Annotated in this window: 24 protein-coding genes, 1 pseudogene and 1 other annotated feature; of the genes and pseudogenes, 10 read left to right on the top strand and 15 right to left on the bottom strand. The window is 55.3% G+C overall.

Annotated elements, in window-relative coordinates; genetic code table 11:
* Positions 1–70: 70 nt before the first annotated feature.
* The 9 genes from EXW94_RS18885 to EXW94_RS18845 form a co-directional block, all read right to left on the bottom strand.
* Positions 71–1,375 (bottom strand): inosine/guanosine kinase, encoded by a 1,305-nt coding sequence (locus tag EXW94_RS18885; protein ID WP_089598006.1) that lies wholly within the window; start codon positions 1,373–1,375, stop codon positions 71–73.
* A 62-nt stretch (positions 1,376–1,437) separates the two neighbouring features.
* Positions 1,438–2,400, bottom strand: coding sequence for a ferrochelatase (gene hemH / locus EXW94_RS18880; RefSeq protein ID WP_010428201.1), 963 nt, complete (start codon positions 2,398–2,400; stop codon positions 1,438–1,440).
* A gap of 125 nt (positions 2,401–2,525) precedes the next feature.
* Entirely contained in the window at positions 2,526–3,170 is a 645-nt protein-coding gene (gene adk, locus EXW94_RS18875; RefSeq protein WP_010428200.1) for an adenylate kinase, read from the bottom strand.
* Positions 3,171–3,365: 195 nt separating this feature from the next.
* Entirely contained in the window at positions 3,366–5,240 is a 1,875-nt protein-coding gene (htpG, locus tag EXW94_RS18870) for a molecular chaperone HtpG (RefSeq protein WP_010428198.1), read from the bottom strand.
* Between the two features lie 110 nt (positions 5,241–5,350).
* Complete coding sequence (gene recR / locus EXW94_RS18865) at positions 5,351–5,956, bottom strand: recombination mediator RecR (RefSeq protein ID WP_008499298.1); 606 nt, start codon at positions 5,954–5,956, stop codon at positions 5,351–5,353.
* The gene (locus EXW94_RS18860) at positions 5,956–6,288 is read right to left on the bottom strand and encodes a YbaB/EbfC family nucleoid-associated protein (RefSeq protein ID WP_010428194.1); all 333 of its coding nucleotides are present in this window, start codon (positions 6,286–6,288) and stop codon (positions 5,956–5,958) included. The genes recR and EXW94_RS18860 overlap by 1 nt, the downstream gene beginning before the upstream one ends.
* A 53-nt stretch (positions 6,289–6,341) precedes the next feature.
* Positions 6,342–8,267: a DNA polymerase III subunit gamma/tau gene (gene dnaX, locus EXW94_RS18855; RefSeq protein WP_174340732.1), complete on the bottom strand. Its 1,926-nt coding sequence runs from the start codon at positions 8,265–8,267 to the stop codon at positions 6,342–6,344.
* Positions 6,948–7,012, bottom strand: a sequence feature (DnaX frameshifting element). It overlaps the preceding gene by 65 nt.
* Before the next feature lie 88 nt (positions 8,268–8,355).
* Positions 8,356–8,907 (bottom strand): adenine phosphoribosyltransferase, encoded by a 552-nt coding sequence (gene apt / locus EXW94_RS18850; RefSeq protein ID WP_010428187.1) that lies wholly within the window; start codon positions 8,905–8,907, stop codon positions 8,356–8,358.
* A gap of 151 nt (positions 8,908–9,058) precedes the next feature.
* A complete protein-coding gene (locus EXW94_RS18845; protein ID WP_174340731.1) occupies positions 9,059–9,436 on the bottom strand; it encodes a DUF454 family protein in 378 nt (125 codons plus the stop codon).
* A gap of 50 nt (positions 9,437–9,486) precedes the next feature.
* Between EXW94_RS18845 and priC the strand changes: the two genes are divergently transcribed.
* Complete coding sequence (priC, locus tag EXW94_RS18840; RefSeq protein WP_108415733.1) at positions 9,487–10,014, top strand: primosomal replication protein N''; 528 nt, start codon at positions 9,487–9,489, stop codon at positions 10,012–10,014.
* Positions 10,015–10,028: 14 nt separating this feature from the next.
* Positions 10,029–10,197: pseudogene (gene rsmS / locus EXW94_RS18835) on the top strand (pleiotropic regulatory protein RsmS); the annotation flags it as partial.
* A gap of 41 nt (positions 10,198–10,238) precedes the next feature.
* Here rsmS and mscK read toward each other — a convergent pair.
* Both mscK and acrR read right to left on the bottom strand, forming a co-directional pair.
* Complete coding sequence (gene mscK / locus EXW94_RS18830; RefSeq protein ID WP_148400318.1) at positions 10,239–13,586, bottom strand: mechanosensitive channel MscK; 3,348 nt, start codon at positions 13,584–13,586, stop codon at positions 10,239–10,241.
* Between the two features lie 113 nt (positions 13,587–13,699).
* Positions 13,700–14,353: a multidrug efflux transporter transcriptional repressor AcrR gene (gene acrR / locus EXW94_RS18825; protein ID WP_174340730.1), complete on the bottom strand. Its 654-nt coding sequence runs from the start codon at positions 14,351–14,353 to the stop codon at positions 13,700–13,702.
* Between the two features lie 141 nt (positions 14,354–14,494).
* On the opposite strand from acrR, the gene acrA reads away from it, so the two are divergent.
* The 6 genes from acrA to EXW94_RS18795 all read left to right on the top strand — a co-directional run bounded on the left by acrA (position 14,495) and on the right by EXW94_RS18795 (position 21,333).
* Positions 14,495–15,688 (top strand): multidrug efflux RND transporter periplasmic adaptor subunit AcrA, encoded by a 1,194-nt coding sequence (acrA, locus tag EXW94_RS18820; RefSeq protein ID WP_120159040.1) that lies wholly within the window; start codon positions 14,495–14,497, stop codon positions 15,686–15,688.
* A 22-nt stretch (positions 15,689–15,710) separates the two neighbouring features.
* Positions 15,711–18,857: a multidrug efflux RND transporter permease subunit AcrB gene (gene acrB, locus EXW94_RS18815; RefSeq protein ID WP_089598001.1), complete on the top strand. Its 3,147-nt coding sequence runs from the start codon at positions 15,711–15,713 to the stop codon at positions 18,855–18,857.
* Between the two features lie 509 nt (positions 18,858–19,366).
* Positions 19,367–19,741 (top strand): Hha toxicity modulator TomB, encoded by a 375-nt coding sequence (tomB, locus tag EXW94_RS18810; protein ID WP_008499288.1) that lies wholly within the window; start codon positions 19,367–19,369, stop codon positions 19,739–19,741.
* A 27-nt stretch (positions 19,742–19,768) separates the two neighbouring features.
* Positions 19,769–19,987 carry an HHA domain-containing protein gene (locus EXW94_RS18805; RefSeq protein ID WP_010428174.1) on the top strand — a complete coding sequence of 73 codons (219 nt, stop codon included), beginning with the start codon at positions 19,769–19,771 and terminating at the stop codon, positions 19,985–19,987.
* A gap of 209 nt (positions 19,988–20,196) precedes the next feature.
* A complete protein-coding gene (maa, locus tag EXW94_RS18800; protein ID WP_148400317.1) occupies positions 20,197–20,748 on the top strand; it encodes a maltose O-acetyltransferase in 552 nt (183 codons plus the stop codon).
* A gap of 117 nt (positions 20,749–20,865) precedes the next feature.
* Positions 20,866–21,333, top strand: a complete 468-nt coding sequence (locus EXW94_RS18795; protein WP_089597999.1) for a YlaC family protein — start codon at positions 20,866–20,868, stop codon at positions 21,331–21,333.
* Here the strand turns inward: EXW94_RS18795 and EXW94_RS18790 are convergent.
* Positions 21,305–22,765 (bottom strand): PLP-dependent aminotransferase family protein, encoded by a 1,461-nt coding sequence (locus tag EXW94_RS18790; protein WP_174340729.1) that lies wholly within the window; start codon positions 22,763–22,765, stop codon positions 21,305–21,307. The genes EXW94_RS18795 and EXW94_RS18790 overlap by 29 nt on opposite strands.
* A 101-nt stretch (positions 22,766–22,866) precedes the next feature.
* Between EXW94_RS18790 and EXW94_RS18785 the strand changes: the two genes are divergently transcribed.
* Positions 22,867–23,577, top strand: coding sequence for a GNAT family N-acetyltransferase (locus EXW94_RS18785; protein ID WP_174340728.1), 711 nt, complete (start codon positions 22,867–22,869; stop codon positions 23,575–23,577).
* Here the strand turns inward: EXW94_RS18785 and ykgO are convergent.
* Positions 23,574–23,714, bottom strand: a complete 141-nt coding sequence (gene ykgO / locus EXW94_RS18780) for a type B 50S ribosomal protein L36 (protein ID WP_003859006.1) — start codon at positions 23,712–23,714, stop codon at positions 23,574–23,576. The genes EXW94_RS18785 and ykgO overlap by 4 nt on opposite strands.
* Before the next feature lie 2 nt (positions 23,715–23,716).
* A complete protein-coding gene (locus tag EXW94_RS18775; RefSeq protein ID WP_010428154.1) occupies positions 23,717–23,977 on the bottom strand; it encodes a type B 50S ribosomal protein L31 in 261 nt (86 codons plus the stop codon).
* A gap of 231 nt (positions 23,978–24,208) precedes the next feature.
* On the opposite strand from EXW94_RS18775, the gene EXW94_RS18770 reads away from it, so the two are divergent.
* The gene (locus EXW94_RS18770) at positions 24,209–25,774 is read left to right on the top strand and encodes an EAL domain-containing protein (protein ID WP_108415728.1); all 1,566 of its coding nucleotides are present in this window, start codon (positions 24,209–24,211) and stop codon (positions 25,772–25,774) included.
* Here the strand turns inward: EXW94_RS18770 and EXW94_RS18765 are convergent.
* Positions 25,767–26,039: a metal/formaldehyde-sensitive transcriptional repressor gene (locus EXW94_RS18765; RefSeq protein WP_010428149.1), complete on the bottom strand. Its 273-nt coding sequence runs from the start codon at positions 26,037–26,039 to the stop codon at positions 25,767–25,769. The genes EXW94_RS18770 and EXW94_RS18765 overlap by 8 nt on opposite strands.
* Positions 26,040–26,138 lie beyond the last annotated feature (99 nt).

The following is a 26,138-nucleotide window of genomic DNA, read 5'->3' as shown; positions in this document are numbered from 1 at the left end:
TGGCGCTACGCTTAGCAGGCCTACAAGTAGCCCCGGTAAGCGTAGCGTCACCGGGGTTTTCTTTTAGCAATCAACGATCCCAATAAGCCTCTTCGAGGCTGTCTTCCCGCTCCGGCAGGCCACGCGTTAAGCGCGGGGAGTGCTGGTTCAGCACCTGATAGCTCACGCGGTTGGCGTATTTGCACACCTGCGCCAGCGACGAATAGGTCAGCCAGCTGAATTTGTGCTTGCTGGAGTTCGGCACGTTGGTTTTGTGGTAGGCGTTAGCGGTGATGTCGTGCAGCAGCGCGGCCAGCGCACCATCGCCCGCGCCGTTGGTGTTCATGATCTTCTCTGGCCCGCCCATGTACGGCGCGATGTGGGAGTAGATACGCAGCGGGTTGGTGCAGTCTTTATGGCGCATACCGCGGCTGAATTCGAACTGGTTGAATTCGGCAATTGCGCCAGGCAGCAGCGGATGCTGGGTTTTGCGTTTGCTCTCTTCTTCCGTGAAGCCCGCCATGTACAGCCCGACAGGTCCGGCGGTGCAGAGCACCAGATCTACCCAGTCCAGCGCTTTATCAGACGCCAGCAGCGGATCGCTTTCGCCGGTCAGCGCTTCGGCCTCTTCTTCGTTCATCGCCAGAATCGAAACGTGTTCCTTCAGGAAGGCCTGCCACCACTCCGGGTTGTCGGCGATAACGAATTTGGTCCCCAGCGTCAGAACGACCGGGACATCGTACTTCTTCGCGTACTCAATCGCCTTCATGGTCGCGTCCGGCATCGGCTCGCCCGGCTTGCAGCGCACCAGATACGACGTGAGCACCAGTGCAGAGGCCCCCGCAATGACCTCTTCAGGGATACTCTCTGCCCGCAGCTTGTTCATGTGGCCAGGGCTGATGGCAAAGGTACGCTCGCCGGACTCACCAATGAGGGTAAAGCAGCGGCCAATCGGGCCGTCTACGCCCTGCAAATAGTTCAGGTCGGTACGGCTGGAGGTGTTGCACAGGTAGCGATAGGCGTAGCCGCCGATTTCGATATTGCTACACATCACGCCGAGCAGCACCGAGCGGTCATCGGCCAGCACGGAGTAGTTGTGCATGGTGTTGCCAATGGTGCCACCGGCAAACTGATGGGTGATCAGATTTTCACGCACCAGCTCCTGATACAACGCTTCGGCAACATCGTCCTCGATCACCAGCGAATGCCCGGCGCTCAGACCGTAACGCGCAACAAACGCATCATCCACTTTGGCTTCAATATCCACCAGCGTCTGATCGATACCCACCACCCATGCGGCGCTGGTTTCATTTTCAGGCTGGATTTGCTGCAGGAGCGGATCGCGAGCGTTAACGGGGAAGTAGTGTTTTGATTTACGTTTACCGGGAAATTTCATGGTCTGAACTGTGCAAGGAATAGAAGCCGGGAATGGTAGCACAAACCCGGCCTCAAGCGCGATCAGCGGCTATTCGTCACCAGCGAGACCATCATGTCGATATGCTCAGGAGAGTCGTTAAGTGCCGGAATGTACTCGTACTTCACACCGCCAGCTTCGAGGAAAAATTCCCGGTTTTGCACCGCAATCTCCTCCAGCGTTTCCAGACAGTCGGCCGAAAAGCCCGGCGACATCACCTGAATGTGCTTCACGCCCTTCTCGCCCAGCATTTTGAGGGTTTCATCGGTGTACGGCGTCAGCCACGGCTCGCGGCCGAAGCGCGACTGGAAGGTCATCATCACTTTCTCCGGCGGCAGGCCAAGGGCGGAAACCAGCTCGCGGGTGGTATCGCGGCAGCGCTGCGGGTAATCATCCCCTTCATTGGCGAAACGCTGCGGAATGCCGTGATAGGAGAGCAGCAGCAGATCCGGCTCGCCGTGCTTTTCAAACGACGCGCGGGCGCTGCTGGCCAGCGCCTTGATGTACAGATCGTTATCCGCGTAGTCACGAATAAAGGTCACCGCAGGAATGCGGCGACGCGTCTTCAGAATGCGCGCCAGCTCGTCCCAGACGGCAGCTACCGTCGAACACGAATACTGTGGATAGAGCGCCAGCACGACGATATGGTCAACGCCCTGTGCGAGCAGGTTTTCCACTGCGCTTTCCAGCGAAGGTGTTCCATAGCTCATGCCGAGCGCGACGGGCATATCCGGCAGGCGGGCGGCCAGCGCTTTCTCCTGACGGCGGCTGTACACCATCAGCGGCGAGCCCTCTTCCATCCACACGGACTGATAAAGCTTTGCCACGCGCGGAGAACGAATCGGCAGAATGACGCCACGCAGCAGGGGCCACCACAGCAATCTTGGGGTATCCACGACGCGCGTGTCGCTTAAAAACTGTCGCAGATAGCGTTTTACCGCTGCTGGAGTGGGTGCTTCTGGGGTGCCCAGATTGGCAAGCAGGATGCCGGTTTTCGCCTGACTCATTCACGCCTCTTAACCATTTGATAGGTTGTCAATTGTAGCGGAAATGCGTTTAAACGAAACCCATTGCTGTAATAGGTAAGATGAGAATTTTTCTCACCCGGAGAACCCGGGTGAGAGACGTGCAATTAGCCGAGGATTTTTTCCAGCTCTGCACGTACGTCAGCCACGGCTTTGGTACCGTCGACTTTGGCGTATTGGGTGTTACCCGCCTGCGCTTCTTTGGTGTAGTAGCCGATCAGCGGTGCAGTCATCTGATGGTATTCCACCAGGCGTTTACGCACGGTCTCTTCCTGATCGTCTTTACGGGTAGTCAGCTCTTCGCCGGTCACGTCGTCTTTGCCTTCAACCTTAGGTGGGTTGAATTTGATGTGGTAAACGCGGCCAGAAGCAGCGTGTACGCGACGGCCAACGATACGGTCAACGATCAGCTCGTCCGGTACGTCGAACTCCAGAACGTAGTCCACGTTGATGCCCGCTTCTTTCATGGCGTCAGCCTGAGGAATGGTGCGTGGGAAGCCGTCCAGCAGGAAACCGTTACGGCAGTCTTCCTGAGCAATGCGCTCTTTGACCAGAGCAATAACCAGCTCGTCGGTCACCAGCTTGCCTGCGTCCATGATGTCTTTCGCTTGTTTACCCAGCTCGGAGCCAGATTTAACAGCGGCGCGCAGCATGTCACCGGTGGAGATTTGCGGAATACCGTATTTCTCCATGATGAACTGAGCCTGAGTTCCTTTACCCGCGCCCGGAGCGCCAAGCAGAATAATACGCATTGCGAAAATCCCCTCAAAAGTCGTTTCAATTTTTCAAAAGCGCTAAACAATACCACCAGAACGGGCGTGGCTCAAGGAAGGCGGGAAGGCTGAAACGGTTAACGGGGGGAGATAATTTTGCTTCGTGCGGTCTGGTGCCCTCACCCCGGCCCTCTCCCAAAGGGAGAGGGAGAAGACCAGGGGAGGCGTGGTCAGTTACGCCAGCAGCAGCGCATTCACACGTTTAATGAACAGGTTAGGATCTTCCAGCGTGCCGCGCTCGGCCAGCAGGGACTGATCCAGCAGCAGTTCAACCCACTCGGCAAAGCGGGCGTCGTCCTGGGTGTCTGCCGCTCGTTTCACCAGCGGGTGATCCGGATTAAGCTCAAAGATATATTTCACTTCCGGCATCGCCTGGCCCGCCGCAGCGAACAACTTCGCCATCTGGGTGCCCATTTCGTCGGCATCGGTGGTGACAATCGCCGGAGTATCGGTCAGACGGTGCGTGAAGCGCACCTCTTTCACGCGGTCGCCCAGCAGCGTTTTCACGCGCTCAACGAACGGCTCCAGCGCCTTCTCGGCTTCTTTCGCGCTTTCGTCCACTTCATCCGCCAGCTTGTCGATGGACTCGTCGGCTTTGGCCACGGACTGGAAGGATTTACCGTCGAACTCGGTCAGGTAGTTCATCATCCACTCGTCGATGCGGTCAGAAAGCAGCAGCACTTCGATGCCTTTCTTGCGCAGCAGCTCCAGGTGCGGGCTGCTCTTCGCCGCCGCGTAGCTGTCGGCGGTGATGTAGTAGATCTTCTCCTGCCCTTCTTTCATGCGGGAGACGTACTCTTCCAGCGACACGGTCTGTGCGGAGGAGTCGGTATGCGTAGAGGCGAAGCGCAGCAGTTTGGCGATCGTTTCGACGTTCGCGGTGTCTTCCGCCGGGCCTTCTTTCAGCACCAGACCGAACTGTTTCCAGAAGGTCTGGTATTTTTCCGCATCGTCTTTCGCCAGTTTTTCCAGCATCTGCAGCGTACGTTTGGTCAGTGCGTTACGCAGGTTGCGGGTGACGGTGCTGTCCTGCAGAATTTCACGGGAGACGTTCAGCGGCAGATCGTTAGAGTCGATCAGGCCACGCGTAAAGCGCAGGTAGTTCGGCATGAACTGCTCGGCGTCGTCCATGATGAACACGCGCTGCACGTAGAGCTTCAGGCCGTGCTTGTGATCGCGGTTCCACATGTCCCACGGCGCCTGCGCCGGAATGTACAGCAGGCTGGTGTACTCCTGCTTACCTTCCACGCGGTTGTGGCTCCAGGTCAGCGGATCGGTAAAGTCGTGGGCAATGTGCTTGTAGAACTCGTTGTACTCGTCGTCTTTAATTTCAGACTTGTTGCGCGTCCACAGCGCCTGCGCCTTGTTGATCTTCTCCCAGGAGACAACGGTTTCACCGTCCTGCTCTTCCTGTTTCTCAATCTCAACCGGCAGCGCGATGTGGTCGGAATATTTGCTGATGATGGAGCGAACGCGCCAGTCGTTCAGGAAATCGTCTTCACCTTCACGCAGGTGGAGGGTGATTTCGGTGCCGCGATCCGCTTTGGTGATGTCATCAACGGTGTATTCGCCTTCCCCTTTGGATTCCCAGAACACACCATTTTCTGCGCTTTCGCCTGCCGCGCGGGTGCGCACGGTGACTTTGTCGGCAACGATAAACGCCGAGTAGAAGCCCACGCCGAACTGGCCGATCAGCTGGCTGTCTTTCGCCTGGTCAGAGCCCATGGACTCGAGGAACGCTTTGGTGCCGGATTTGGCGATGGTGCCGAGGTGGTCGATCACCTCGTCGCGGTTCATCCCGATGCCGTTATCGGCAATGGTCAGGGTGCGGTTCTCTTTATTGAATGAGACGCGCACGCGCAGCTCGCCGTCGCCTTCGTACAGGTCCGGGTTAGACAGCGCGCGGAAGCGCAGCTTGTCCGCCGCATCGGATGCGTTGGAAATCAGCTCACGCAGGAAAATTTCTTTGTTGGAATACAGGGAATGGATCATCAGGTGCAGAAGCTGTTTTACTTCTGACTGGAAACCACGGGTTTCTTGTCCTTTCATCTAAGTCGACCTCAACAATGCCATTTAATGGGGTTGTAAAACGTTGAGTGAGAGATGGGGATAAGGGAGGAAAATTTCAAGCGGAGGCCACGCGCGCAGCCTCCGTTTGGTCAGAAAATAATCTTGTGACGCCCGGCCAGAGAGTGCGACAGCGTGGTGCCGTCGACCATTTCCAGCTCGCCGCCCACCGGCACGCCGTGGGCGATGCGGCTGGCGTCAACGCCATACTGCGAGCACAGTTCGGCGATGTAGTTAGCGGTTGCCTCCCCTTCCACCGTCGGGTTGGTGGCGAGGATCACCTCTTTGATGGTTTCGGACTCAAGACGCTGTTCAAGGCGGTCGAGACCGATATCATCCGGGCCAATACCGTCCAGCGGGGAGAGATGCCCCATCAGCACGAAGTAGCGACCAGAAAACTGCCCGGTTTGCTCGATGGCGTAGATGTCCGCCGGACTCTCCACCACGCAAATCTGACCGTTTTCCTGGCGACGCGGGTTCGTACAGATGTTACACACGTCCTGCTCGGTAAAGGTGCGGCAATCCGCACAGTGACCAATTTCTGACATGGCGCGGGTCAGAGCCTGCGCCAGGCGCATCCCGCCGCTGCGGTCGCGCTGCAAAAGCGTGAACGCCATGCGCTGCGCCGACTTCGGGCCAACACCCGGCAGGCAGCGCAGTGCTTCCATTAACTGCGTGAGCAGCGGACTGGTTTGCATCAGAATGGCATCTTGAAGCCCGGCGGCAGTTGCATACCGCTGGAAACAGAGGCCATTTTCTCTTTCTGGGTTTCATCGATACGGCGCGCGGCATCGTTAAACGCGGCGGCAACTAGATCTTCCAGCATATCTTTGTCGTCTTCGAGCAGGCTTGGGTCGATTTCCACGCGGCGGCAGTTGTGCGCACCGTTGATGGTCACTTTTACCAGACCGGCACCGGATTCACCCGTGACTTCCAGCTGAGCGATCTCTTCCTGCATCTTCTGCATTTTTTCCTGCATCTGCTGAGCCTGCTTCATCAGGCCACCCAGACCGCCTTTTCCACCGAACATAGGCTTCTCTCTCTTTCACGTTTAAGGATTACAACCGTAAGTCAGACTCACGATCAAATGGGGCGAATACTCTCTTCATCCAGATCGGCGTCGAAGAACCGGCGCAGGGTCTGAATGTTGTTATCCGCGATAATTGACTCGCGCGCCTGCGCGAGCTTCTCTTCATAAATGGCCTGGCGCCACTCCAGCGGCGTTCGCACTGCGGGATTATCATCTTCAATGATAGTCAATTCAACCGGCGCACCCTGCAATGCGGTGAGCGCCTCCGCCAGCGCCTTTTGCGCACCAGGGGAATTCAGATGTCGCTGGCCCGGACGCAGATGCAGACGCACCTGGTTGCCCTCTTGCTCTTTCCAGGCGTTGAGCGCGACCTGCTCTACCAGCTTCGGCAGCTGCAGTTTGCTGACCTCAGCGGCCCAGGCGTCCCGCTCGATTGACTCTTCGGCGAGCTTCGCGGCAAGCTCCGGGGTTTTCTCATGCTCCAGCGCTTTCTTCAGCGCTTTTGGCGTGGCGACCTCTTCCTTCACCGTTTCGGTGATGGTGGTCGCCTTCCAGCGGTAAGCCTCTTCTTTCGCCGGGGCTTTCTGCTCGAGCGCGGACGGTGCCGGACGCGACTGAACGCGCTCCGTTACCGAGGCCAGTCGTTCAAGCGCGGCGTTGTTCACCGGCCGCGCTCTTGCTGGCGCTGCCGGTTCACTCTTTTTTGGTTTGGTTACTCCCTGCGCACGCTGCAACTGACTGCGTGCGGCAAGTACCGAACTGGTGGCATCCGACAGCGGCACGTTTTGCGGCGACGGTGTCGGCTGCGGCGGCACCTGCTGCGGCGACATCACCGCGGTCGGGGCGACCGGCGCGAAGGACTGTCGCGGCACTTCCGGCTCGGGCAGCGGCATGCGTGGGTGGAACGCCAGCGCGCGCAGCAGCGTCATTTCAACGCCCATCCGGCGGTCCGGCGCGAACGGCAGCTCTTTGCGGCCAATTAGCAGCGTCTGGTAGTAAAGCTGCACGTCGGCAGGCGGCACGGTGCGGGCAAGTTCACGCATCCGCTGCTCGATGGCGGCCATATCCGCGCCGATTGCCGATGGAGAAAGCTGCAGCATCGCCACGCGGTGCAGCAGGCTGAGCATTTCAACCAGCAGACCTTCCCACTCCACGCCTCGGGCGGCAGCCGCGTTTACCAGCGACATCACGCGTTCGCCGTTGGCGGCAATCATCGCTTCGATAAGCGAGAGCGCCTGATCGTCATCCAGCGTACCGAGCATGGTGCTGACCGCGTCGGTCGAGAGCTTGCCGTCACCGCTGGCAATCGCCTGATCGGTCAGGCTTAACGCATCACGCAGGCTACCGTCCGCCGCGCGAGCCAGCAGTTGCAGGGCGCGCGGTTCGTGGACAATTTTCTCTTCATCAAGAATGTGTTCAAGCTGCGCGCGGATCTGCTCAACGTCCAGCGCCTTCAGGTGGAACTGCAGGCAGCGCGACAGAATGGTAACCGGCAGCTTTTGCGGATCGGTGGTCGCCAGCAGGAACTTCACGTGTGCAGGCGGCTCTTCCAGCGTTTTCAGCAGGGCGTTGAAGCTGTGACGCGACAACATGTGCACTTCATCGATCAGGTAGACCTTGAAGCGGCCACGCGCCGGGGCGTACTGCACGTTATCGAGCAGATCGCGAGTGTCTTCCACTTTGGTGCGCGAGGCGGCGTCGATCTCAATCAGATCGACAAAACGCCCCTGCTCGATTTCCCTGCAGTTATCGCACACGCCGCACGGCGTGGCGGTAATCCCGGTTTCGCAGTTGAGGCCTTTCGCCAGCAGACGGGCAATAGAGGTCTTACCGACGCCGCGGGTGCCGGAAAAAAGATAGGCGTGATGGATGCGACCTAGCGACAAGCCGTTCGCCAGGGCCGTCAGCACATGTTCCTGACCGACAACGTCAGCAAAGGTTTGTGGTCGCCATTTACGGGCTAACACCTGATAACTCATGGGCAGGCTCTGCAACGCTGGAAGGTGAATTTATGGAGGGGAATGCTATCACAACCTCACTCATTGAGCGAGGTTGTGAGGAACGGGATTAATGACCCGGGAATGGCACCAGGCTGTAGCTGGTAATACCCTGTTTTTCCAGGCGCTGTTCGCCGCCCAGATCGAACAGGTTGATGATGAATGCCGCGTCGGTCACTTCCCCACCCAGACGGCGGATCAGCTTCACGGTCGCTTCGATGGTGCCGCCGGTTGCCAGCAGATCGTCCACCACCAGCACTTTGTCGCCTGGCTTGATGGCATCCACGTGGATTTCCAGCTGATCGGTGCCGTACTCCAGCTCGTAGCTCTCAGCAATGGTTTCACGCGGCAGCTTGCGCGGCTTACGCACCGGCACAAAACCCACGCCCATTGCCAGCGCAACCGGTGCGCCAAACAGGAAGCCACGGGCTTCGGTACCTACTACTTTGGTGATCCCGGCGTTTTTATAACGCTCCACCAGCAGTTCAATGCTGAGCGCGTACGCTTTCGGGTCTTCCAGCAAGCTGGTGACATCACGGAAAAGAATGCCAGGCTTTGGATAGTCCTGGATGCTTTTGATGCTGTTTTTCAGAAATTCAAGCTGCTGTGCAGTTGCGGTCATCGGTTTGTGCCTAAGTGAAACAGTGTTACTCACGGCGCGCAACGAGTCGGCAAAGGTAACAATTGCTTAACCTTTAACCAGGCGCACCTGTGCTCGAAAACGGTCGAATTTACTGGCTGTACGCAATAATTGCAACAGCCATGATGAGGCTTCAGTGCTTTTGTTGCTTTTCATCAACCACGGGGATCCGCCACATAAAGATAAGCAGACAGGTCAGGATCGCCAGCAGCAGAATGCGTACCCACATCATTTTCACCAGCCATAATGAAATGGCGAAGGTGATGAGGATCACCGCGATCGCGCGCGGCTTCGCGCCGGGCGGCATGGCCCGGTGTTTTTGCCAGTACCGCAGGTAGCCGCCAAACCATGAGCGGTAGAGCAGCCAGTGGTGAAAGCGCGGCGACGAGCGGGCGAAGCACCAGGCCGCCAGCAGGATAAACGGCGTGGTCGGTAGCAGGGGTAAAACAACGCCCAGCGTGCCCAACACTACCGCGAACCAGCCAATGATGATTAAAATAGTACGCTGCATAATGCGAATCGTTATCAAACTGAACGGCTACTTTACCACTGGAGAGCGTTTTGAAAACAGCCTTGCTTCTTGAGACGCTACAAAATCAACTGATCGCCTTGCGCGCGCAGGCCACGCCGCTGATGGGACACGCCACGCTGAAGCCGCGCTTTGACCGACAGCTTTTTCGTACCCGCAGCACGTTAATTCAGGATTATCTGGCGGAGACGCAAACGAATCTTGATGAGTTACGCCATGCGGTGGAGAACGCACAGCAGGAACAGGTGGCCTGGCTGGCGGAGCATCTCGCCGAGCAGATTACTGCTTTACATCGCGAAATCGCCGCCTGGCCGCTGCGCGCCTGGGACAGCGCCTCGCCGGGACTCGGTAAATGGCAGCGCAAGCGGCTGGAGAACCAGGAGTTTGAACGCCGGCTGTTTGAGATGAAGCGCGAGCGCGAAGCCCGACTGAACAACAGCGAAACGCTGGAAGAGCAGCAGCTATTGATGCGCGAGATAAGCGCCCTCGAAGGCCGTATTGCCCGCTGCCGACAGGCGCTGGATGAGATCGAGCGCGTCATTGAACGTTTGACCCGTTAACAGGAGCCACAAAGATGTCACTGGAAAATGCACCCGACGAGGTCAAGCTGGCCGTCGATTTGATTATGCTGCTGGAGAATCATGAGATCCCGGCGGAGACGGTGCTGAAAGCGCTGGAGATTGTGCGACGGGATTTTGAGGGGAAATTACCCTCACCCCAGCCCTCTCCCTGAGGGAGAGGGAGAAAATCGTTCCCTCGCCCCTGAGGGCAGAGGGAAAATAGATTATGCCGGAGTCGGATCGTCACCCTTAATCTCGCGCTTCACTTCCGTATGCTCTTCACCTTTTTCGTTACGCAGGTGAACCTCAAGCTGGTTGAAGGCGATGTTAATGTCATTTTCACGGCACAGGCGGTCGATCGCGCGGTTCAGTTCATCGACGGTGTAGCTGCGATCGCGCAGCTCACGCACGTACAGGCGCAGCTCGTGATCCAGCGTACTCGGACCGAAAGTGGTGAAGAACACGGCAGGAGCCGGATCGTGCATGACTTTCGGATGTTCAGACGCCGCCTTCAACAGCACCTCTTTCACCTTGTCCAGATCGGAACCGTAGGCCACGCCGAGGCGGATCACCACGCGGGTGGTCGTATCGGAGAGCGACCAGTTGATCAGGCGCTCGGTCACGAACGCTTTGTTCGGGATGATCACCTCTTTACGGTCAAAGTCGGTAATGGTGGTCGCACGAATACGGATCTTGCTGACGGTGCCGGAGAAGGTGCCGATGGTGACGGTATCGCCGATACGCACCGGACGTTCGAACAGGATGATCAGGCCGGAGACGAAGTTCCCGAAGATCTCCTGCAGGCCGAAACCAAGACCGACCGAGAGCGCTGCCGCCAGCCACTGCAGTTTGTCCCATGAAACACCCAGCGAACCAAAGACCGTCATCGCACCCGCGATAATGATCACGTAGTTCAGGATAGTGGTGATGGCGTAAGACGCCCCCTGACGCAGGTTCAGGCGGGACAGCACCAGCACTTCCAGCAGGCCCGGCAGGTTGCGGATCAGCGCCCAGGCGACCACCAGCGACACCAGCGCAAAGAGCAGGCTGCCCATGGTCACGCTTTTCATCACCGTCACACCCGCCTCGGTGCCGCTGTACTGCCAGAGCTTGACGCTGTCGAGGTACGCAAAGACGGTGATTAAATCAGACCAGATGGCCCAGAACATCACCCCAAACAGCGCCACCATCACCAGCATCGTGATACGCATGGTTTGCTGGTTGACCTGCTCCAGCGCAATGGTCGGCTCTTCCTGCGGCTCCGCGCCTTCTGCCCCCTCTTTCACCTGATGCTGACGACGCGCGATCGCACGGCGATAGGCGATACGCCGCGCCGCCACGCTCAACCCGCGCAGCACGGTCTGGAATAGCAGATTCCAGACAATCACCAGATAAACCGTTTCGATCCAGCGGCCTGACAGGCGCAGCGTGGTATAGAAGTAGCCCGTTGCCGTCAGTACCATCAGCGCCAGCGGAATGATCGCCAGCACCGTTACGGTCGCCAGACGAAGGTTGTGGGACTCTTTATCACGCCAGCTGTCGCGGCACATCGGCCACATCAGAACGGCAATCAGCAGCAGGTTCAGCAGAATAACCAGCTGCCCCAGCACGTCGTCCATCAAATGCAGCGGTGAGAGTTCAGACACGACAGACCAGAAGTGCAGCGGCAGCAGCGCGAGGCTGATGCGCACAATCTGGCGACGCCAGTGGCTGGTAAGTTGTTCCGGCATGTTGAAGTGACGCACCGCCACTCCGTCTTTTTCCAGCACTTTCCAGCAGAGACCAAACACCAGCCAGAACAGCGCCAGCTTTTTGCTGAACGCCCAGAGCAGGTCGCTGACGTTGAGCTGCATCGTGAGCAGAATCAGCCCGGCGGCCAGAATCAGCAGGCAGACCGGCAGCGCGCGGATCAGGTCAATCAGGATCGCTTTCGGGGTATGCAGCTGGCTGTCGTTACGCAGTTGTCCCACTTCTGACGCCAGCCTGGCCTGATACTGTTTCAGCCATTTCAAACGCCAGCGGATCAGACCCGCAATCAGCAACAGCGGCAGGCCCGCGAGGAAGGCAATCATCACCGCAGGCCAGGCCTTTTCCCAGTTGACGGTGATTTTCATGCTCTTGATTTGCGACTTCAGCGTCTCAGGGAAGGATTTGACCCAGTCCCAGTCCATCGGCTTGTTGCTGTTCACCCAGAAAATCTGCTGGGTCAAAATCTCCTGCAGGCTTTTCGAGACGCTCACCAGCTGCTGCTGGTTGATCTGCAGGTTAATGGCCATCATCAGCTGGTTACCCAGCTGTTTGTTGAGCTGGTCGAGCAGCTCGCGACGCATATCGACGACCTGCAGCAGCGCGTCGTGAACCTCCGGGTTCACCTCGCTGGAATGGCCCTCTTCCACTTTCGCGACAAAGTTATCGCTCTGGAAAAGCGCATCGCGCTGCTGGTTGACGTCAAACTGTTCCAGACGTAAATCCGCGATGCGGTTGGTCATGTCCTCCAGCTCGTCGGCGGACGGCAGCGTCTGCTGCTGCTGGTACAAAATTCGCGACAGCAGAAGGCTCCCTTTCAGAACCGCAATCTGCTCTTTAATGTTACGTTCCGCCTGCAGCGCGCGATCCAGCCAGTTTTTGACTTTAATATTCTGCTGCACCAGCGAGTTACCGCTTTCGGTGGCCTGAATCAGACGCTCACTTAACTGATGGTTGAGCTCAAGCTCCTGCTTCACCAGCGGGTTGGCCTGAATGCGGGCGGTTTCGTCTGGCGATACGGCTTCCTGAGCGGTTTTTTCCGTCAGCGTCAGGCGTTTGCTGTTTACCGCCTCCTGCAACAGCTGGAGCTGGTGTTCAAGACGATTAATGTTGGCGGTGACGTAATCACGCTGTTTTTGCAGCGTATCCTGCAGCACCGTATTGCCTTCAAGGCTCTTGCGCTGCTGTTCAATTTCCGCATTAAGCAACGTCTGCTGAATCAACAACAACGTTTGCTGCGTAGCGCGTAACGCGCCATCTCCCACAGCTGTCCCATTCAGGCGGTTGCGGATCTGCTGAAGCTGCTGAGACGCGGTGTACATCGCGTTTTGCACGCGCTCAGGCTGCGTTTGCAGCGAGACAAGCTGGCTGTTATAGGTGGCGAGATCGGACTGGGCGGTCTGGAGATCGTCCAGCAACTGCGCCACACGCGACTCCAGCTGACGCAGCGAGAGCGTCGCAAGCGTTTTGCGGGTTTCGTCATCGTTATCGACGTCGCTCAGCGCGCTCAGCGCCTCTGTCGCCTTGCGCATGTTGTCCGGTGCCTGCGCGACCTTCTGGCGAAGCTGAGCCGTTTCTGCTTTTACGCGTTCAATTTTATCCAGCGTTTCCAGCGTTTCCGTCAGATCCTGTTGGACGAGTTTCTCCTGAGGCGACAGCTCTTTTTGTTTATTAAGCGTATCAAGCTGCGCCTGAACATCGGCACGCGAAGGGATATCGCTGGCGTTATCTGCGCGAGCATATGAAAGCGGCGCGGAAGCCAGGAAAAACAGCATAGCAAAAAATAATGCAAGAACAGGATGTTGCGAGCGTTTGGTGTGCAGCATAGTCGTGAGTATGATGTGAGAAATGACCGAAAATAGTCCGGCGTGAAGAATATCACGCCCGCTGAAAGCAGAATAGCAAGAACATGAACCTCCAGGATAAATCCTGGCGACGGTCAGGCAGGAACGGAGTGGGTTTCGTCACGCAGCGTCGGGCAAAATTGCAACATCTCCAGCAAAATGGCGACGTAGCTACGCGCTTCGTTTTTAAGATCAAAAGATTGTGGCGCAAATAGCCAGTTCTCCATCAGCCCGGAGACATAGCTACGTAACAGGATGGCTGCGCGTCGCGTCAGCAGGTTGGCCGGTAACGTTTTTGCCTGAATACATTGCGTTAGCGTCTGTTCGATACGGTCATAGCTCTCCAGACACAGGCTACGCTGCGCCTGCTGGACGACCGCCATTTCGCCCACGAACTCGCATTTATGAAAAATAATTTCCATCATTAGCCTGCGACGTTCTTCAACTACCGTTGCTTCAAGGATATATACTAGAATTTCTCTTAATACTGAGAGTGGATCGTCAGGGAATTTTGCCCGATACTCAGTCTCTAGATCGCTAATGTTGGATTCTGAAAGCTCCCAGATTTCACTAAACAGATCTGACTTGTCTTTGAAATGCCAGTAAATCGCTCCCCGCGTGACGCCCGCGGCCTGAGCAATCTGCGCCAGCGAGGTTGATGACACACCCTGCTGAGAGAACAAACGAATCGCCACATCCAGAATGTGTTGTCGGGTTTCCAGCGCTTGTTGTTTGGTTTTTCGTGCCATATGTCAGTGAATTTACAGGAGTCAGATTTACATACATTTGTGAATGTATGTACCATAGCATGACGATAATATAAACGCAGCAATGGGTTTTTAGACTCAGGACCCTTGATCAATTTGAAATCGGACACTCGAGGTTTACATATGAACAAAAACAGAGGGTTAACGCCTCTGGCGGTCGTTCTGATGCTCTCAGGCAGCTTAGCGCTAACAGGATGTGACGACAAACCGGCTCAACAAGGAGCTCAGCAGGCGCCAGAAGTAGGCGTTGTGACGCTCAAATCTGAACCTCTACAAATCACCACAGAATTACCAGGCCGTACGAGTGCTTACCGCATTGCGGAAGTGCGTCCTCAGGTGAGCGGTATTATCCTGAAACGTAACTTCACGGAAGGCGGTGATGTGAAAGCCGGTGAGTCTCTGTATCAGATTGATCCAGCAACCTATCAGGCGTCTTATGAAAGCGCGAAAGGCGATCTGGCGAAAGCTGAAGCTGCAGCCAAAATCTCCCAGCTCACGCTGAGCCGCTATAAAAAACTGCTCGGTACGCAGTACATCAGTCAACAGGATTATGATACTGCGCTGGCGGATGCACAGCAGACCAACGCTGCCGTCGTTGCCGCGAAAGCCGCCGTCGAAACCGCGCGTATTAACCTGGCCTACACCAAAGTGACCTCCCCTATCAGCGGTCGTATTGGTAAATCTTCCGTGACGGAAGGGGCGCTGGTGCAAAACGGTCAGGCCACGGCGATGGCTACCGTGCAGCAGCTTGATCCGATCTACGTTGACGTTACGCAGTCCAGCAATGATTTCCTGCGTCTGAAGCAAGAGCTCGCAAGCGGCAAGCTGCAACAGGAAAACGGCAAAGCCAAAGTGGAGCTTGTGACCAATGACGGTATCAAATACCCACAGTCAGGCACACTGGAATTCTCTGATGTGACGGTCGACCAGACCACCGGTTCCATCACCTTACGTGCGATTTTCCCGAACCCGGACAACACGCTGTTGCCTGGTATGTTCGTTCGCGCGCGTCTGGAAGAAGGGACGAATCCAACCGCACTTCTGGTTCCACAGCAGGGTGTGACCCGTACGCCACGCGGCGATGCGAGCGCACTGGTTGTCGGGGCTGATGACAAAGTCGAAACCCGCAATATCACTGCTACGCAGGCGATTGGCGATAAATGGCTGGTGACGGAAGGTCTGAAAGATGGCGATCGCGTGATTATCACTGGTTTGCAAAAAGTTCGTCCTGGCGCGCAGGTTAAAGCACAGGAAGTGAAGTCTGACGATAAACAACAAGCTTCAGCCGCTGGTCAGTCAGAACAAACCAAGTCTTAACTTAAACAGGAGCCGTTAAGACATGCCTAATTTCTTTATCGATCGCCCCATATTTGCGTGGGTGATCGCCATAATTATCATGCTAGCTGGGGGACTTGCGATCCTGAAGCTGCCCGTCGCGCAATATCCAACGATTGCGCCACCGGCGGTGACGATCTCCGCAACCTACCCGGGGGCTGATGCAAAAACGGTGCAGGACACCGTGACTCAGGTTATCGAACAGAACATGAACGGTATCGATAACCTGATGTACATGTCCTCTAACAGTGACTCAACCGGTACAGTTCAGATCACCCTGACCTTCCAGTCAGGTACCGATGCTGACATCGCGCAGGTTCAGGTGCAGAACAAACTGCAGCTGGCGATGCCGCTGCTGCCGCAGGAAGTACAACAGCAGGGCGTGAGCGTCGAGAAATCGTCCAGTAGCTTCCTGATGGTTGTCGGCGTTATCAACACCAACGGCACCATGACGCAGGAGGATATTTCCGACTACGTGGGCGCCAACATGAAGGACGCCATCAGCCGTACTTCCGGTGTGGGTGACGTGCAGCTGTTTGGTTCCCAGTACGCGATGCGTATCTGGATGGATCCGAACAAGCTGAACAACTTCCAGCTGACGCCGGTTGACGTGATCAGCGCGATCAAAGCACAGAACGCCCAGGTGGCAGCCGGTCAGCTAGGCGGTACGCCGCCGGTGAAAGGCCAGCAGCTTAACGCCTCGATCATCGCACAGACGCGTCTGACCTCCGCCGATGAGTTCAGCAAAATTCTGCTGAAAGTGAATCAGGACGGTTCTCAGGTTCGCCTGCGCGACGTGGCGAAAGTTGAGCTGGGCGGTGAGAACTACGACATCATCGCGAAGTTCAACGGCAAACCGGCTTCCGGTCTGGGTATCAAACTGGCGACAGGCGCTAACGCCCTGGACACCGCCACGGCTATCCGTGCAGAACTGAAGAAGATGGAACCTTTCTTCCCGTCAGGTTTGAAAATCGTATATCCGTATGACACCACGCCGTTCGTTAAAATCTCGATTCACGAAGTGGTAAAAACCCTGGTTGAGGCGATCATCCTCGTCTTCCTGGTCATGTACCTGTTCCTGCAAAACTTCCGTGCGACGTTGATCCCAACCATCGCCGTTCCGGTCGTACTGCTCGGGACCTTCGCAATCCTGTCGATATTTGGCTACTCGATAAACACTCTGACAATGTTCGGGATGGTGCTCGCCATCGGCCTGCTGGTGGATGACGCCATCGTTGTGGTAGAGAACGTCGAGCGTGTGATGGCGGAGGAAGGCCTGCCGCCGAAGGAAGCAACCCGTAAATCGATGGGGCAAATCCAGGGCGCGCTGGTCGGTATCGCGATGGTGCTGTCTGCGGTATTTATTCCGATGGCCTTCTTCGGGGGTTCAACCGGTGCGATTTACCGTCAGTTCTCTATTACCATCGTTTCCGCGATGGCGCTGTCCGTGCTGGTGGCGTTGATCCTGACGCCTGCCCTGTGCGCCACCATGCTGAAGCCGATTCAGAAAGGCGGCCACGGCGAGCACAAAGGGTTCTTCGGCTGGTTTAACCGCATGTTTGATAAGAGCACGCACCATTACACCGACAGCGTGGGTAACATCCTGCGCAGCACCGGTCGTTATCTGCTGCTCTATATCATCATCGTGGTGGGCATGGCTTTCCTGTTCGTTCGTCTGCCAAGCTCGTTCCTGCCGGATGAAGACCAGGGCGTGTTCCTGACGATGGCACAGCTCCCGGCGGGTGCATCGCAAGAGCGTACCCAGAAAGTGCTGGACGAAGTGACGGATTACTACCTCACCAAAGAGAAAGACAACGTTGAATCCGTGTTTGCGGTTAACGGCTTTGGCTTTGCGGGTCGTGGTCAGAACACCGGTATTGCCTTCGTTTCTCTGAAAGACTGGTCTGAACGTCCGGGCGAAGAGAACAAAGTTGAAGCGATCACCGGCCGCGCCATGGGCACCTTCTCGCAGATTAAAGATGCGATGGTCTTCGCCTTTAACCTGCCAGCGATTGTTGAACTGGGTACGGCGACCGGTTTCGACTTCCAGCTGATTGACCAGGGTGGTTTGGGTCACGAGAAACTGACTCAGGCGCGTAACCAGCTGTTTGGTGAAGTGGCTAAACACCCTGACCTGCTGGTCGGCGTGCGTCCAAACGGTCTGGAAGATACGCCGCAGTATAAAATCGACATCGACCAGGAAAAAGCCCAGGCGCTGGGTGTGTCCATCAGCGACATCAATACCACACTGGGCGCGGCCTGGGGCGGTAGCTACGTCAACGACTTCATCGACCGCGGTCGTGTGAAGAAGGTGTACGTGATGTCCGAAGCGCAGTACCGTATGTTGCCGAACGACATCAACAACTGGTACGTTCGCGGCAGCGATGGGCAAATGGTACCGTTCTCCGCCTTCTCAACCTCGCGTTGGGAATACGGTTCACCGCGTCTGGAACGCTATAACGGCTTGCCATCGATGGAAATCCTGGGTCAGGCTGCGCCGGGTCGAAGCACCGGTGAAGCGATGAACCTGATGGAAGAACTCGCCAGTAAACTGCCTGCAGGTATCGGCTATGACTGGACCGGTATGTCCTATCAGGAACGTCTGTCCGGGAACCAGGCCCCTGCCCTGTACGCCATTTCACTGATCGTGGTCTTCCTGTGTCTGGCGGCACTGTATGAGAGCTGGTCGATTCCGTTCTCCGTTATGCTGGTTGTTCCACTGGGGGTTATCGGCGCGCTGCTTGCCGCAACGTTCCGTGGATTAACCAACGACGTTTACTTCCAGGTGGGCCTGCTGACAACCATTGGCTTGTCCGCGAAGAACGCGATACTTATCGTGGAATTCGCCAAAGATCTGATGGAGAAAGAAGGCAAAGGTCTGATTGAGGCGACGCTCGAAGCCGTTCGTATGCGTCTGCGTCCAATCCTGATGACGTCTCTGGCATTTATCCTCGGTGTAATGCCGCTGGTTATCAGCTCCGGTGCGGGCTCCGGCGCGCAGAACGCAGTAGGTACCGGCGTAATGGGTGGGATGGTCACCGCGACCGTTCTTGCGATCTTCTTCGTACCGGTGTTCTTCGTGGTGGTTCGCCGCCGCTTCAGCCGTAAAAATGAAGATGTTGAGCACAGTCATTCGGTAGAACCTCACTGATACCGGTTTCATATGATAAAAAGGCCGCATTTGCGGCCTTTTTCATTTCAAAAAAATCATAAATTACGCTTATTGTGCTGCTATTTATTTTCTGTCATCTTAATAAGACATATCATAATTAACTGAAAACTTAATCGGCGAATTCATGATTTTTTTAATTTCATTTCGCCGCGTAAATTATTAGGAATATTCCTAGCATCACTATCGAACAAAGAAAAGTCCGAATCTGGTCTTCGTCTGACAGTTTACGCTAAATCAATGAAACGTAAGGACGCGATAAAAAATCAGTGTTAATTCGGTTAAAAACGTTCTGTTCAGACCGGGCAATTGCGTAAACGCTCGCAGTATCAGGTTTTAATTGTAATTTTTCGTAATAGCGCGGTGAAAACTCGATCAGAGTGGCTTATAGTTAGAGTTATCAGGAACACAGCACCCGTGCGGCTAAGTATGTTGTATCCATCCCGACATGATGTTCGGTGAGTAAGAAATCACTCAGAAGGGGATGCGCTATGGACGAGTACTCGCCAAAAAGGCATGATATCGCGCAGTTGAAATTTCTCTGCGAATCCTTGTACCATGACTGCCTTGCCAATCTTGATGAAAGTAACCATGGCTGGGTGAATGACCCAACGTCTGCGATCAATTTACAGTTGAACGAGCTGATAGAGCATATTGCAACCTTCGCACTTAATTATAAAATTAAGTACAATGAAGATAATAAGCTCATTGAGCAAATTGACGAATACCTGGACGACACCTTTATGTTGTTCAGTAGCTACGGCATTAACGCCCAGGATTTGCAAAAATGGCGTAAATCGGGAAATCGGCTATTCCGCTGCTTCGTCAACGTGAGCAGAGCAAACCCGGTTAGTCTTTCCTGTTAAAATTATTACAATTACTAAGGTGAATTTATGTCTGATAAACCATTAACAAAAGTCGATTATTTGATGCGCTTGCGACGTTGTCAGTCAATAGACACGCTCGAACGTGTCATCGAAAAAAATAAATACGAGCTGTCTGATAATGAACTGGCTGTATTTTATTCAGCCGCTGACCATCGGCTCGCTGAGCTGACCATGAATAAGCTGTATGACAAAATCCCAACGTCCGTATGGAAATTTGTTCGTTAATCTTTAACGTGTATCTGTAGAGGTTCTACGTCGCGTTCTGGTTTGTATACACCTTTCGACTTACGCTCCCTGTGCGAAAGCAGGTCTCCGTGTAAAACGTGCTCATCCGCAACATTGTTGTGACTCTTATCACACAGGTTTTCCGGGAACGTTCCCTTACTGGCCTATCCCTATTACTCTGCAGTAATGATATCCAGAGAGGTTCCTAAATGAGCACAGAAAAACAGAAGATGATTGCAGGTGAACATTACCGCCCTGGTGATGAGACGTTACGGGGCGATCGGCTGCGAGCCCGCCATCTGATTCACCGCTATAACCACACCGCCCCCGACGCGAAAACTGAACGCCAGAACATTCTGGCGGAACTTTTAGGACAAAGCGCAGGCGCGTATATCGAGCCGAGTTTCCGCTGTGACTACGGTTACAACATTTACCTGGGTAAAGAATTTTACGCTAACTTCGATTGCGTGATGCTGGATGTCTGCCCTATTCATATCGGCGACAACTGCATGCTGGCACCGGGTGTGCATATCTACACGGCAACTCATCCGCTGGATCCCGATGAACGCAACAGCGGCGTCGAGTTTGGCAAGCCCGTGACCATTGGCAATAACGTCTGGATTGGCGGGCGCGCCGTCATTAATCCTGGCGTCACGCTGGGTGATAATGTGGTCGTGGCTTCCGGCGCGGTGGTGACAAAAGATGTACCGGCCAATGCTGTCGTTGGCGGCAATCCGGCAAAAATCATCAAGATGCTCTAAGATACCGGGGAGCCAACTGTTATGGTCTTTTAGCGCCTGACTGTTACTTTTTTCAGCCTGGTTGCTCCCCTAAAATAGGCGGATCCCCTGTATTTTCAACAATCATGAAGGCAGAAAATGACCGAGATACAGCGCCTGCTCACCGCCACCATCGACGATCTTAACCACCGCGAAAAGCGCGACAATCGCCCGCGTTTTAGCATTAGCTTCATCCGCAAGCATCCGGGACTCTTCGTCGCCATGTACGCTGCCTGGCTGGCAACGCTTGTGGTGATGCTAACATCCGAAACCCTGGTGGACTCCGTCTGGCTGCTCGTTGTGCTGTTTGTGGTATTCAACGCGTTCTTCTTTTTCGACGTTAATCCCCGCTACCGCTACGAAGATATCGACGTGCTTGATTTCCGGGTCTGCTATAACGGCGAGTGGTACAACACGCGCTTTGTGCCGACAGAATTGATCGACAGCATTTTACACTCCCCTGCCGTGGAGACCGGGCAGAAAGAGAAGCTGCAGAAAATGGTTTCAACCAAAGGCCAGCTCTCTTTCTATGACGTCTTTACGCTTTCCCGTCCTGCTGCTGTGTAATCAGCGTCTGTAGGCGTCGGATACCTGACGCAAATTGAGAAGCAGAGGTATTACCGTACCCCAGTACCAGACCGGTTTGCCCCTGCTTCGGCGTCAGGTAGTACCCGCTTAACGCCGCGGGGGCCAGCTGAAATGCCCTCGCCTGCTGAACAATCGCCTTGTCATTAATCCCGTCAATCGCCACCGTCAGGTGCATACCGCCCTCCGCCGCCAGCACACGATGCGCGACATGTAGCTCCGCGTTGAGCACGTCGCGCAGCTGCCGGTAGCGTTTCCGATAGAGCCGACGCATGGCGGCAAGATGACGAGCGTAATGGCCCTCTTCAATAAACAGCGCCAGCGTACGCTGTTCCGCACGATGCCCCCCACGCAATAACGCACCAATGGCCGGACGCGCCGCGTTTGCCAGCGACGGTGGGATGACCATAAAACCGATTCGGAGCGACGGGAACAGCGTTTTACTGAATGTTCCCAGATAAACCACCGGCGCGTTGTTGACCATTCCCAGCATTGCTGGCACCGGCTCTCCGGTATACCGAAACTCGCTGTCGTAGTCGTCCTCGATAATCCAGGCCTTATGCTGGAGCGCCAGCGCCAGCAATGACAAACGCCGACGCGCGCTCAGCACGCTCCCGTAGGGAAACTGATGGGAAGGCGAAGTAAAGATAAGCCCAGGACGCGCTGCATGTTGCCCTTCCCAGTCCATTCCCTCGTCGTCCACGGGCATGCCCACCATCGTTAATCCCGATTTCGCAAACGCGCTCTTTGCCCCCGCATAGCCGGGATCTTCAATCCATGCGATATCCCCCGGCTCGCTCAATAGCTGCGTGCAGAGATTCACCCCTTCCAGAGCCCCCTCGGTAATAACAATCTGGCTGGCATCGCAATCAATCCCCCGCGACAGGGCAAGATGGCGGGCAATCGCCTCACGTAATGAGGATTCCCCGCCCGGATCGCCATAGCCAAGCAATGCACTCCCTTCCTCGCGTAAAACGCGATCGTACAAGCGCCGCCAGAGCGGAAGAGGAAAGTAATTGATGGCGGGCGTGCCGGGCGTAAAAGCGAGTACCGGCGTCTCCCTCGGCGTCGGTACTGGCAGCTGCGTCACCCGCTTAGCCAGCGTGACGGTCGGCTCGGGAAAATCCTGTCGATTTCCGCGCTGCGCCAGTTGCGCCACGCGCGTACCCTGACGACTGCGCAGCAGATATCCTTCGAGCGAGAGTTGCTCAAGCGCCGCATTAACGGTGTTACGGGACACGGAAAGCTGCTGCGCAATCACCCGGGAGCCCGGTAAGCGGCTTTCAGCCTGCAGCCTTCCCTGCAGGACAGCTTCACGCATGGCAAGATACAGCGTGCGCTGCAAGGTCTCTTCACCGCGCTTTTTCAGCGCAGCAGCGATCAGGGTATAAAATTCATCGCCAGGTATATTCATTTTCTCTCTCCGTGGCACCACCAGAACATACCTCACTGGTACTTTTTAAGGAACCAGCATTTATTTACTCTGGGATCACTTACAGCAGAGCGGAAAATAACATGAGCACATTCAATCAGTTTGGACAACCTGTTGGCGATGAACTTATCGACTGGCAACCCCGCCCGCACCCTTCCCGCGTGCATCTTAATGGCCGCTACTGTCGGCTGGAGCCGCTGCGGGTGGAACATGCCGATGCCCTCTTTTCCGCCTATCTACTGGCAGAAGATACCCGCAGCTGGACATGGCTGCTGCGTGAACCTGATGCCACCGCAGGCGAATTCGCCGCGTGGGTAGCAAGCGTGTGCGAATTACCGGATCCGATACATTTCACCGTCATTGATAATCAGACTCAGGCGCCGGTCGGTACGCTGGCGCTGATGCGTATCGATCCGACAAACGGTGTTATGGAAGTGGGACACGTGCATTTCTCCCCCCTTCTTAGCCGCACGCCGATGTCCACAGAAGCGCAATATCTTCTGATGCAGTATGCGTTCGACGTGCTGGGATACCGCCGCTATGAATGGAAATGCAATAGCCTGAACGAACCTTCCCGCAAGGCGGCGCTCCGTCTGGGATTTCAGTTTGAAGGGCGCTTTCGTCAGGCTCTGGTGACGAAAGGACACAACCGGGATACGGACTGGTTCTCAATCATCGACAGCGAGTGGCCGATGCTGGCGAAAGCGTTTGAAAACTGGCTTGCCACCGACAATTTTACCGTCGATGGCAAACAGATCAGATCCCTGGAAAGTTGGCGTGAAACGCGCGTTTAGCGTCTTTTTTTACGACCCTGAACGGCTTTAAAGCGCGGGTTCGATTTGCAAATGACGTACAAGCGTCCCTTGCGTTTTACGATCTGGCAATCCGGATGACGCTGTTTCGCACTGCGCAGCGAGTTAAGTACCTGCATAGTTAACCCCGCTTCGCATTAAGAAAGCCGCCAAAACGTTTGCGGAAGCGCGCAGCGCTGCCATCCGTCGAGAACGTTTTCTGCTTACCGGTATAAAACGGGTGTGATTTTGAAGAGACTTCGATGGTGATGTACGGATACGTTTCACCGTCGAGCTCAATTTCACGGTCGGTCTTGATGGTCGATCCGACTTTAAAGTATTCGTTGGCACTGGTGTCGTGAAACACCACAGTGCGATAGGCTGGATGGATATCAGGTTTCATCATACGCTCTTCATGTTTTGTTATAACATAACAAAATAATATCCAGGCTCAGTTGAAAAAACAACCCCTGAAAATTCCCACCCTTCCTCGCAAAACGACCTTAATGGTCTGCGACAAAATGAAAATCATGACACCTGCGTGCTATAACTATATCATTTCGCGGTAAAATCTTTCGCCTCCGACAAGCGACTCTGTGCCCGGTAACAGGCATATGAGAAAGGAAACAGCAGCATGAAAACCCGACATCTGGTCAGCCTGGTCACAGGCATACTGATATTTTCTGTGCTGGTACCGATTTGCCTCAGTATCTGGCTGGCGCATCGCCAGGCGGAGGATAAATTTGTCGATGTGCTTGATAGTTACGCCTCCCGCGTGCTGCTTCGTACCGACAGGGTTGTTGATCAGGCAAAAGAAGCGCTGACCCGGCTTCAGGCCTTTGAGGGGCCTCCCTGTAGTTATCTGCATTTACGGGAAATGCGTCGGGTTGCTTTCTCATGGCGTTATGTTCAGGAAGTGATCTACATCGACAGCCTGAAGCCCCTCTGCTCCTCGCTGGAACAAGACAGCGACGCAGCCGCTTTCCCGCCCCCGATGCGTATTACTGCAGATGGTTACAGTGCCTGGCTGACCACGCAAAACGATCTTGGTTTTAACCGCTATATGGCCGCGCTGGGCAAAGGCCATTACCTTGTGCTGATCGATCCAGCCTCGTTGGTGGATGTGATCCCTTTCGGTGAGATCGCAATTGATGCCGCGCTGGTGGGCAGCTCAACACACCTCGTTTTTGCCAGCAGCAACACGCTTGCTCCTCATATCCGCAACATGATTGTCGATCGGGAAATGACCCGCGTTCAGTACAACGGCTCAATGTATATTATTAAGCCTGTTCCTGAACTGGGGTTTAATATCGTCGCCTGGGCGGCGTTAAAACCGCTGGCTGAAACCTGGCATCGGCAACTTCTTTTCTGGCTGCCGTTTGGCGTGTTGATAAGCCTGCTTGCCGCGCTTTTTGTTCTGCGTATCCTGCGGCGTATACAATCCCCACGCTACAGGCTGCTTGATGCGATTAATAACCGCGAATTTGTGGTTAACTACCAGCCCATTGTGGCGCTCTGCAGTGGGAAAATTGTCGGTGCAGAGGCGCTTGCCCGCTGGCCTCAGCCTGACGGGAGCTATCTCTCACCGGAAATTTTCGTTCCGCTAGCGGAACAGACGGGCCTTATTTCGCAACTGACGCAGCTAGTCATCGAAAAACTGTTTGAGGATATGGGTCACTGGCTACATCTGCATGGCGATCAGCATATTTCCATTAACCTTGCGCCTGCCGATTTACTCTCCGGCAAGTTGCCGCCTCTGCTGAGCCAGTTGCTCAATAAGTGGAAAGTCCATCCCAGACAGATCGCCCTTGAGTTAACCGAGCGCGGCTTTGCCGATCCTAAAATTAGCGCACCGGCCATCGCGGCATTCCGCCGTTCGGGTCATGCCATCTATATCGATGATTTTGGTACCGGTTATTCCAGCCTGAGCTACCTACAGGATCTGGACGTCGACACGTTAAAGATTGATAAGTCGTTTGTGGACGCGCTGGAGTACAAAAACGTCACCCCGCACATTATTGAAATGGCGAAATCGCTGAATCTGGCCATGGTGGCGGAGGGTATAGAGACCGACGGGCAGCTCCGCTGGCTGCACCTTCACGGGGTGCAGTATGGACAGGGGTGGTACTACAGCAAGGCGCTGCCAAGGGAGGAATTTATTCTCTGGGCGGAAATGAACCTCAAGACACATTCTACTTAAGGTAGGATTTGATCACCTTTAAAACCACGCCAAGATCGGCTTCACGCTGCTCTTCTTCGGGCTCTTTCACCACGTGATCGGTTAAATGGCCCTCGATCACCTGCATCATCATGCCGTTGACCGCCCCGCGGATCGCTGCCAGCTGCTGGAGAACATCGGCGCATTCGTGGTCGCTATTAAGCATTTTTTCCAGCGCGTTGCTCTGCCCCTGAATTTTTTTCAGGCGGGTTAATAACATCTTCTTGTCGCGAACCGTATGTGACATCTCTTTCCCCCTAATTTGACGTTTTAAGCATATCACGCCCTACTCCCCCTGAGTATTTTTCTACTGGGGGGTAGTATTAGACTACTGGGGGGGAGTAGT

Source organism: Enterobacter sp. JMULE2 (assembly GCF_013337145.1).
In the GTDB taxonomy this organism is placed as follows: Bacteria; Pseudomonadota; Gammaproteobacteria; order Enterobacterales; family Enterobacteriaceae; genus Enterobacter; species Enterobacter mori.
The sequence above is the reverse complement of the archived record's forward strand: the minus strand, read 5'-3'. Positions and strand labels throughout refer to the sequence as shown.

Bases quoted from the DNA above. Each gene is read 5' to 3' on its own strand.
- EXW94_RS18785 (WP_174340728.1), top strand. From the start codon at position 22,867: ATGAGCACATTCAATCAGTTTGGACAACCTGTTGGCGATGAACTTATC.
- acrB (WP_089598001.1), top strand. From the start codon at position 15,711: ATGCCTAATTTCTTTATCGATCGCCCCATATTTGCGTGGGTGATCGCC.
- recR (WP_008499298.1), bottom strand. From the start codon at position 5,956: ATGCAAACCAGTCCGCTGCTCACGCAGTTAATGGAAGCACTGCGCTGC.
- EXW94_RS18790 (WP_174340729.1), bottom strand. From the start codon at position 22,765: ATGAATATACCTGGCGATGAATTTTATACCCTGATCGCTGCTGCGCTG.
- htpG (WP_010428198.1), bottom strand. From the start codon at position 5,240: ATGAAAGGACAAGAAACCCGTGGTTTCCAGTCAGAAGTAAAACAGCTT.
- adk (WP_010428200.1), bottom strand. From the start codon at position 3,170: ATGCGTATTATTCTGCTTGGCGCTCCGGGCGCGGGTAAAGGAACTCAG.
- EXW94_RS18885 (WP_089598006.1), bottom strand. From the start codon at position 1,375: ATGAAATTTCCCGGTAAACGTAAATCAAAACACTACTTCCCCGTTAAC.
- apt (WP_010428187.1), bottom strand. From the start codon at position 8,907: ATGACCGCAACTGCACAGCAGCTTGAATTTCTGAAAAACAGCATCAAA.
- EXW94_RS18860 (WP_010428194.1), bottom strand. From the start codon at position 6,288: ATGTTCGGTGGAAAAGGCGGTCTGGGTGGCCTGATGAAGCAGGCTCAG.
- EXW94_RS18795 (WP_089597999.1), top strand. From the start codon at position 20,866: ATGACCGAGATACAGCGCCTGCTCACCGCCACCATCGACGATCTTAAC.
- tomB (WP_008499288.1), top strand. From the start codon at position 19,367: ATGGACGAGTACTCGCCAAAAAGGCATGATATCGCGCAGTTGAAATTT.
- EXW94_RS18765 (WP_010428149.1), bottom strand. From the start codon at position 26,039: ATGTCACATACGGTTCGCGACAAGAAGATGTTATTAACCCGCCTGAAA.
- maa (WP_148400317.1), top strand. From the start codon at position 20,197: ATGAGCACAGAAAAACAGAAGATGATTGCAGGTGAACATTACCGCCCT.
- ykgO (WP_003859006.1), bottom strand. From the start codon at position 23,714: ATGCAGGTACTTAACTCGCTGCGCAGTGCGAAACAGCGTCATCCGGAT.
- dnaX (WP_174340732.1), bottom strand. From the start codon at position 8,267: ATGAGTTATCAGGTGTTAGCCCGTAAATGGCGACCACAAACCTTTGCT.
- EXW94_RS18805 (WP_010428174.1), top strand. From the start codon at position 19,769: ATGTCTGATAAACCATTAACAAAAGTCGATTATTTGATGCGCTTGCGA.
- acrA (WP_120159040.1), top strand. From the start codon at position 14,495: ATGAACAAAAACAGAGGGTTAACGCCTCTGGCGGTCGTTCTGATGCTC.
- hemH (WP_010428201.1), bottom strand. From the start codon at position 2,400: ATGAGTCAGGCGAAAACCGGCATCCTGCTTGCCAATCTGGGCACCCCA.
- EXW94_RS18770 (WP_108415728.1), top strand. From the start codon at position 24,209: ATGAAAACCCGACATCTGGTCAGCCTGGTCACAGGCATACTGATATTT.
- EXW94_RS18775 (WP_010428154.1), bottom strand. From the start codon at position 23,977: ATGAAACCTGATATCCATCCAGCCTATCGCACTGTGGTGTTTCACGAC.
- mscK (WP_148400318.1), bottom strand. From the start codon at position 13,586: ATGCTGCACACCAAACGCTCGCAACATCCTGTTCTTGCATTATTTTTT.
- EXW94_RS18845 (WP_174340731.1), bottom strand. From the start codon at position 9,436: ATGCAGCGTACTATTTTAATCATCATTGGCTGGTTCGCGGTAGTGTTG.
- acrR (WP_174340730.1), bottom strand. From the start codon at position 14,353: ATGGCACGAAAAACCAAACAACAAGCGCTGGAAACCCGACAACACATT.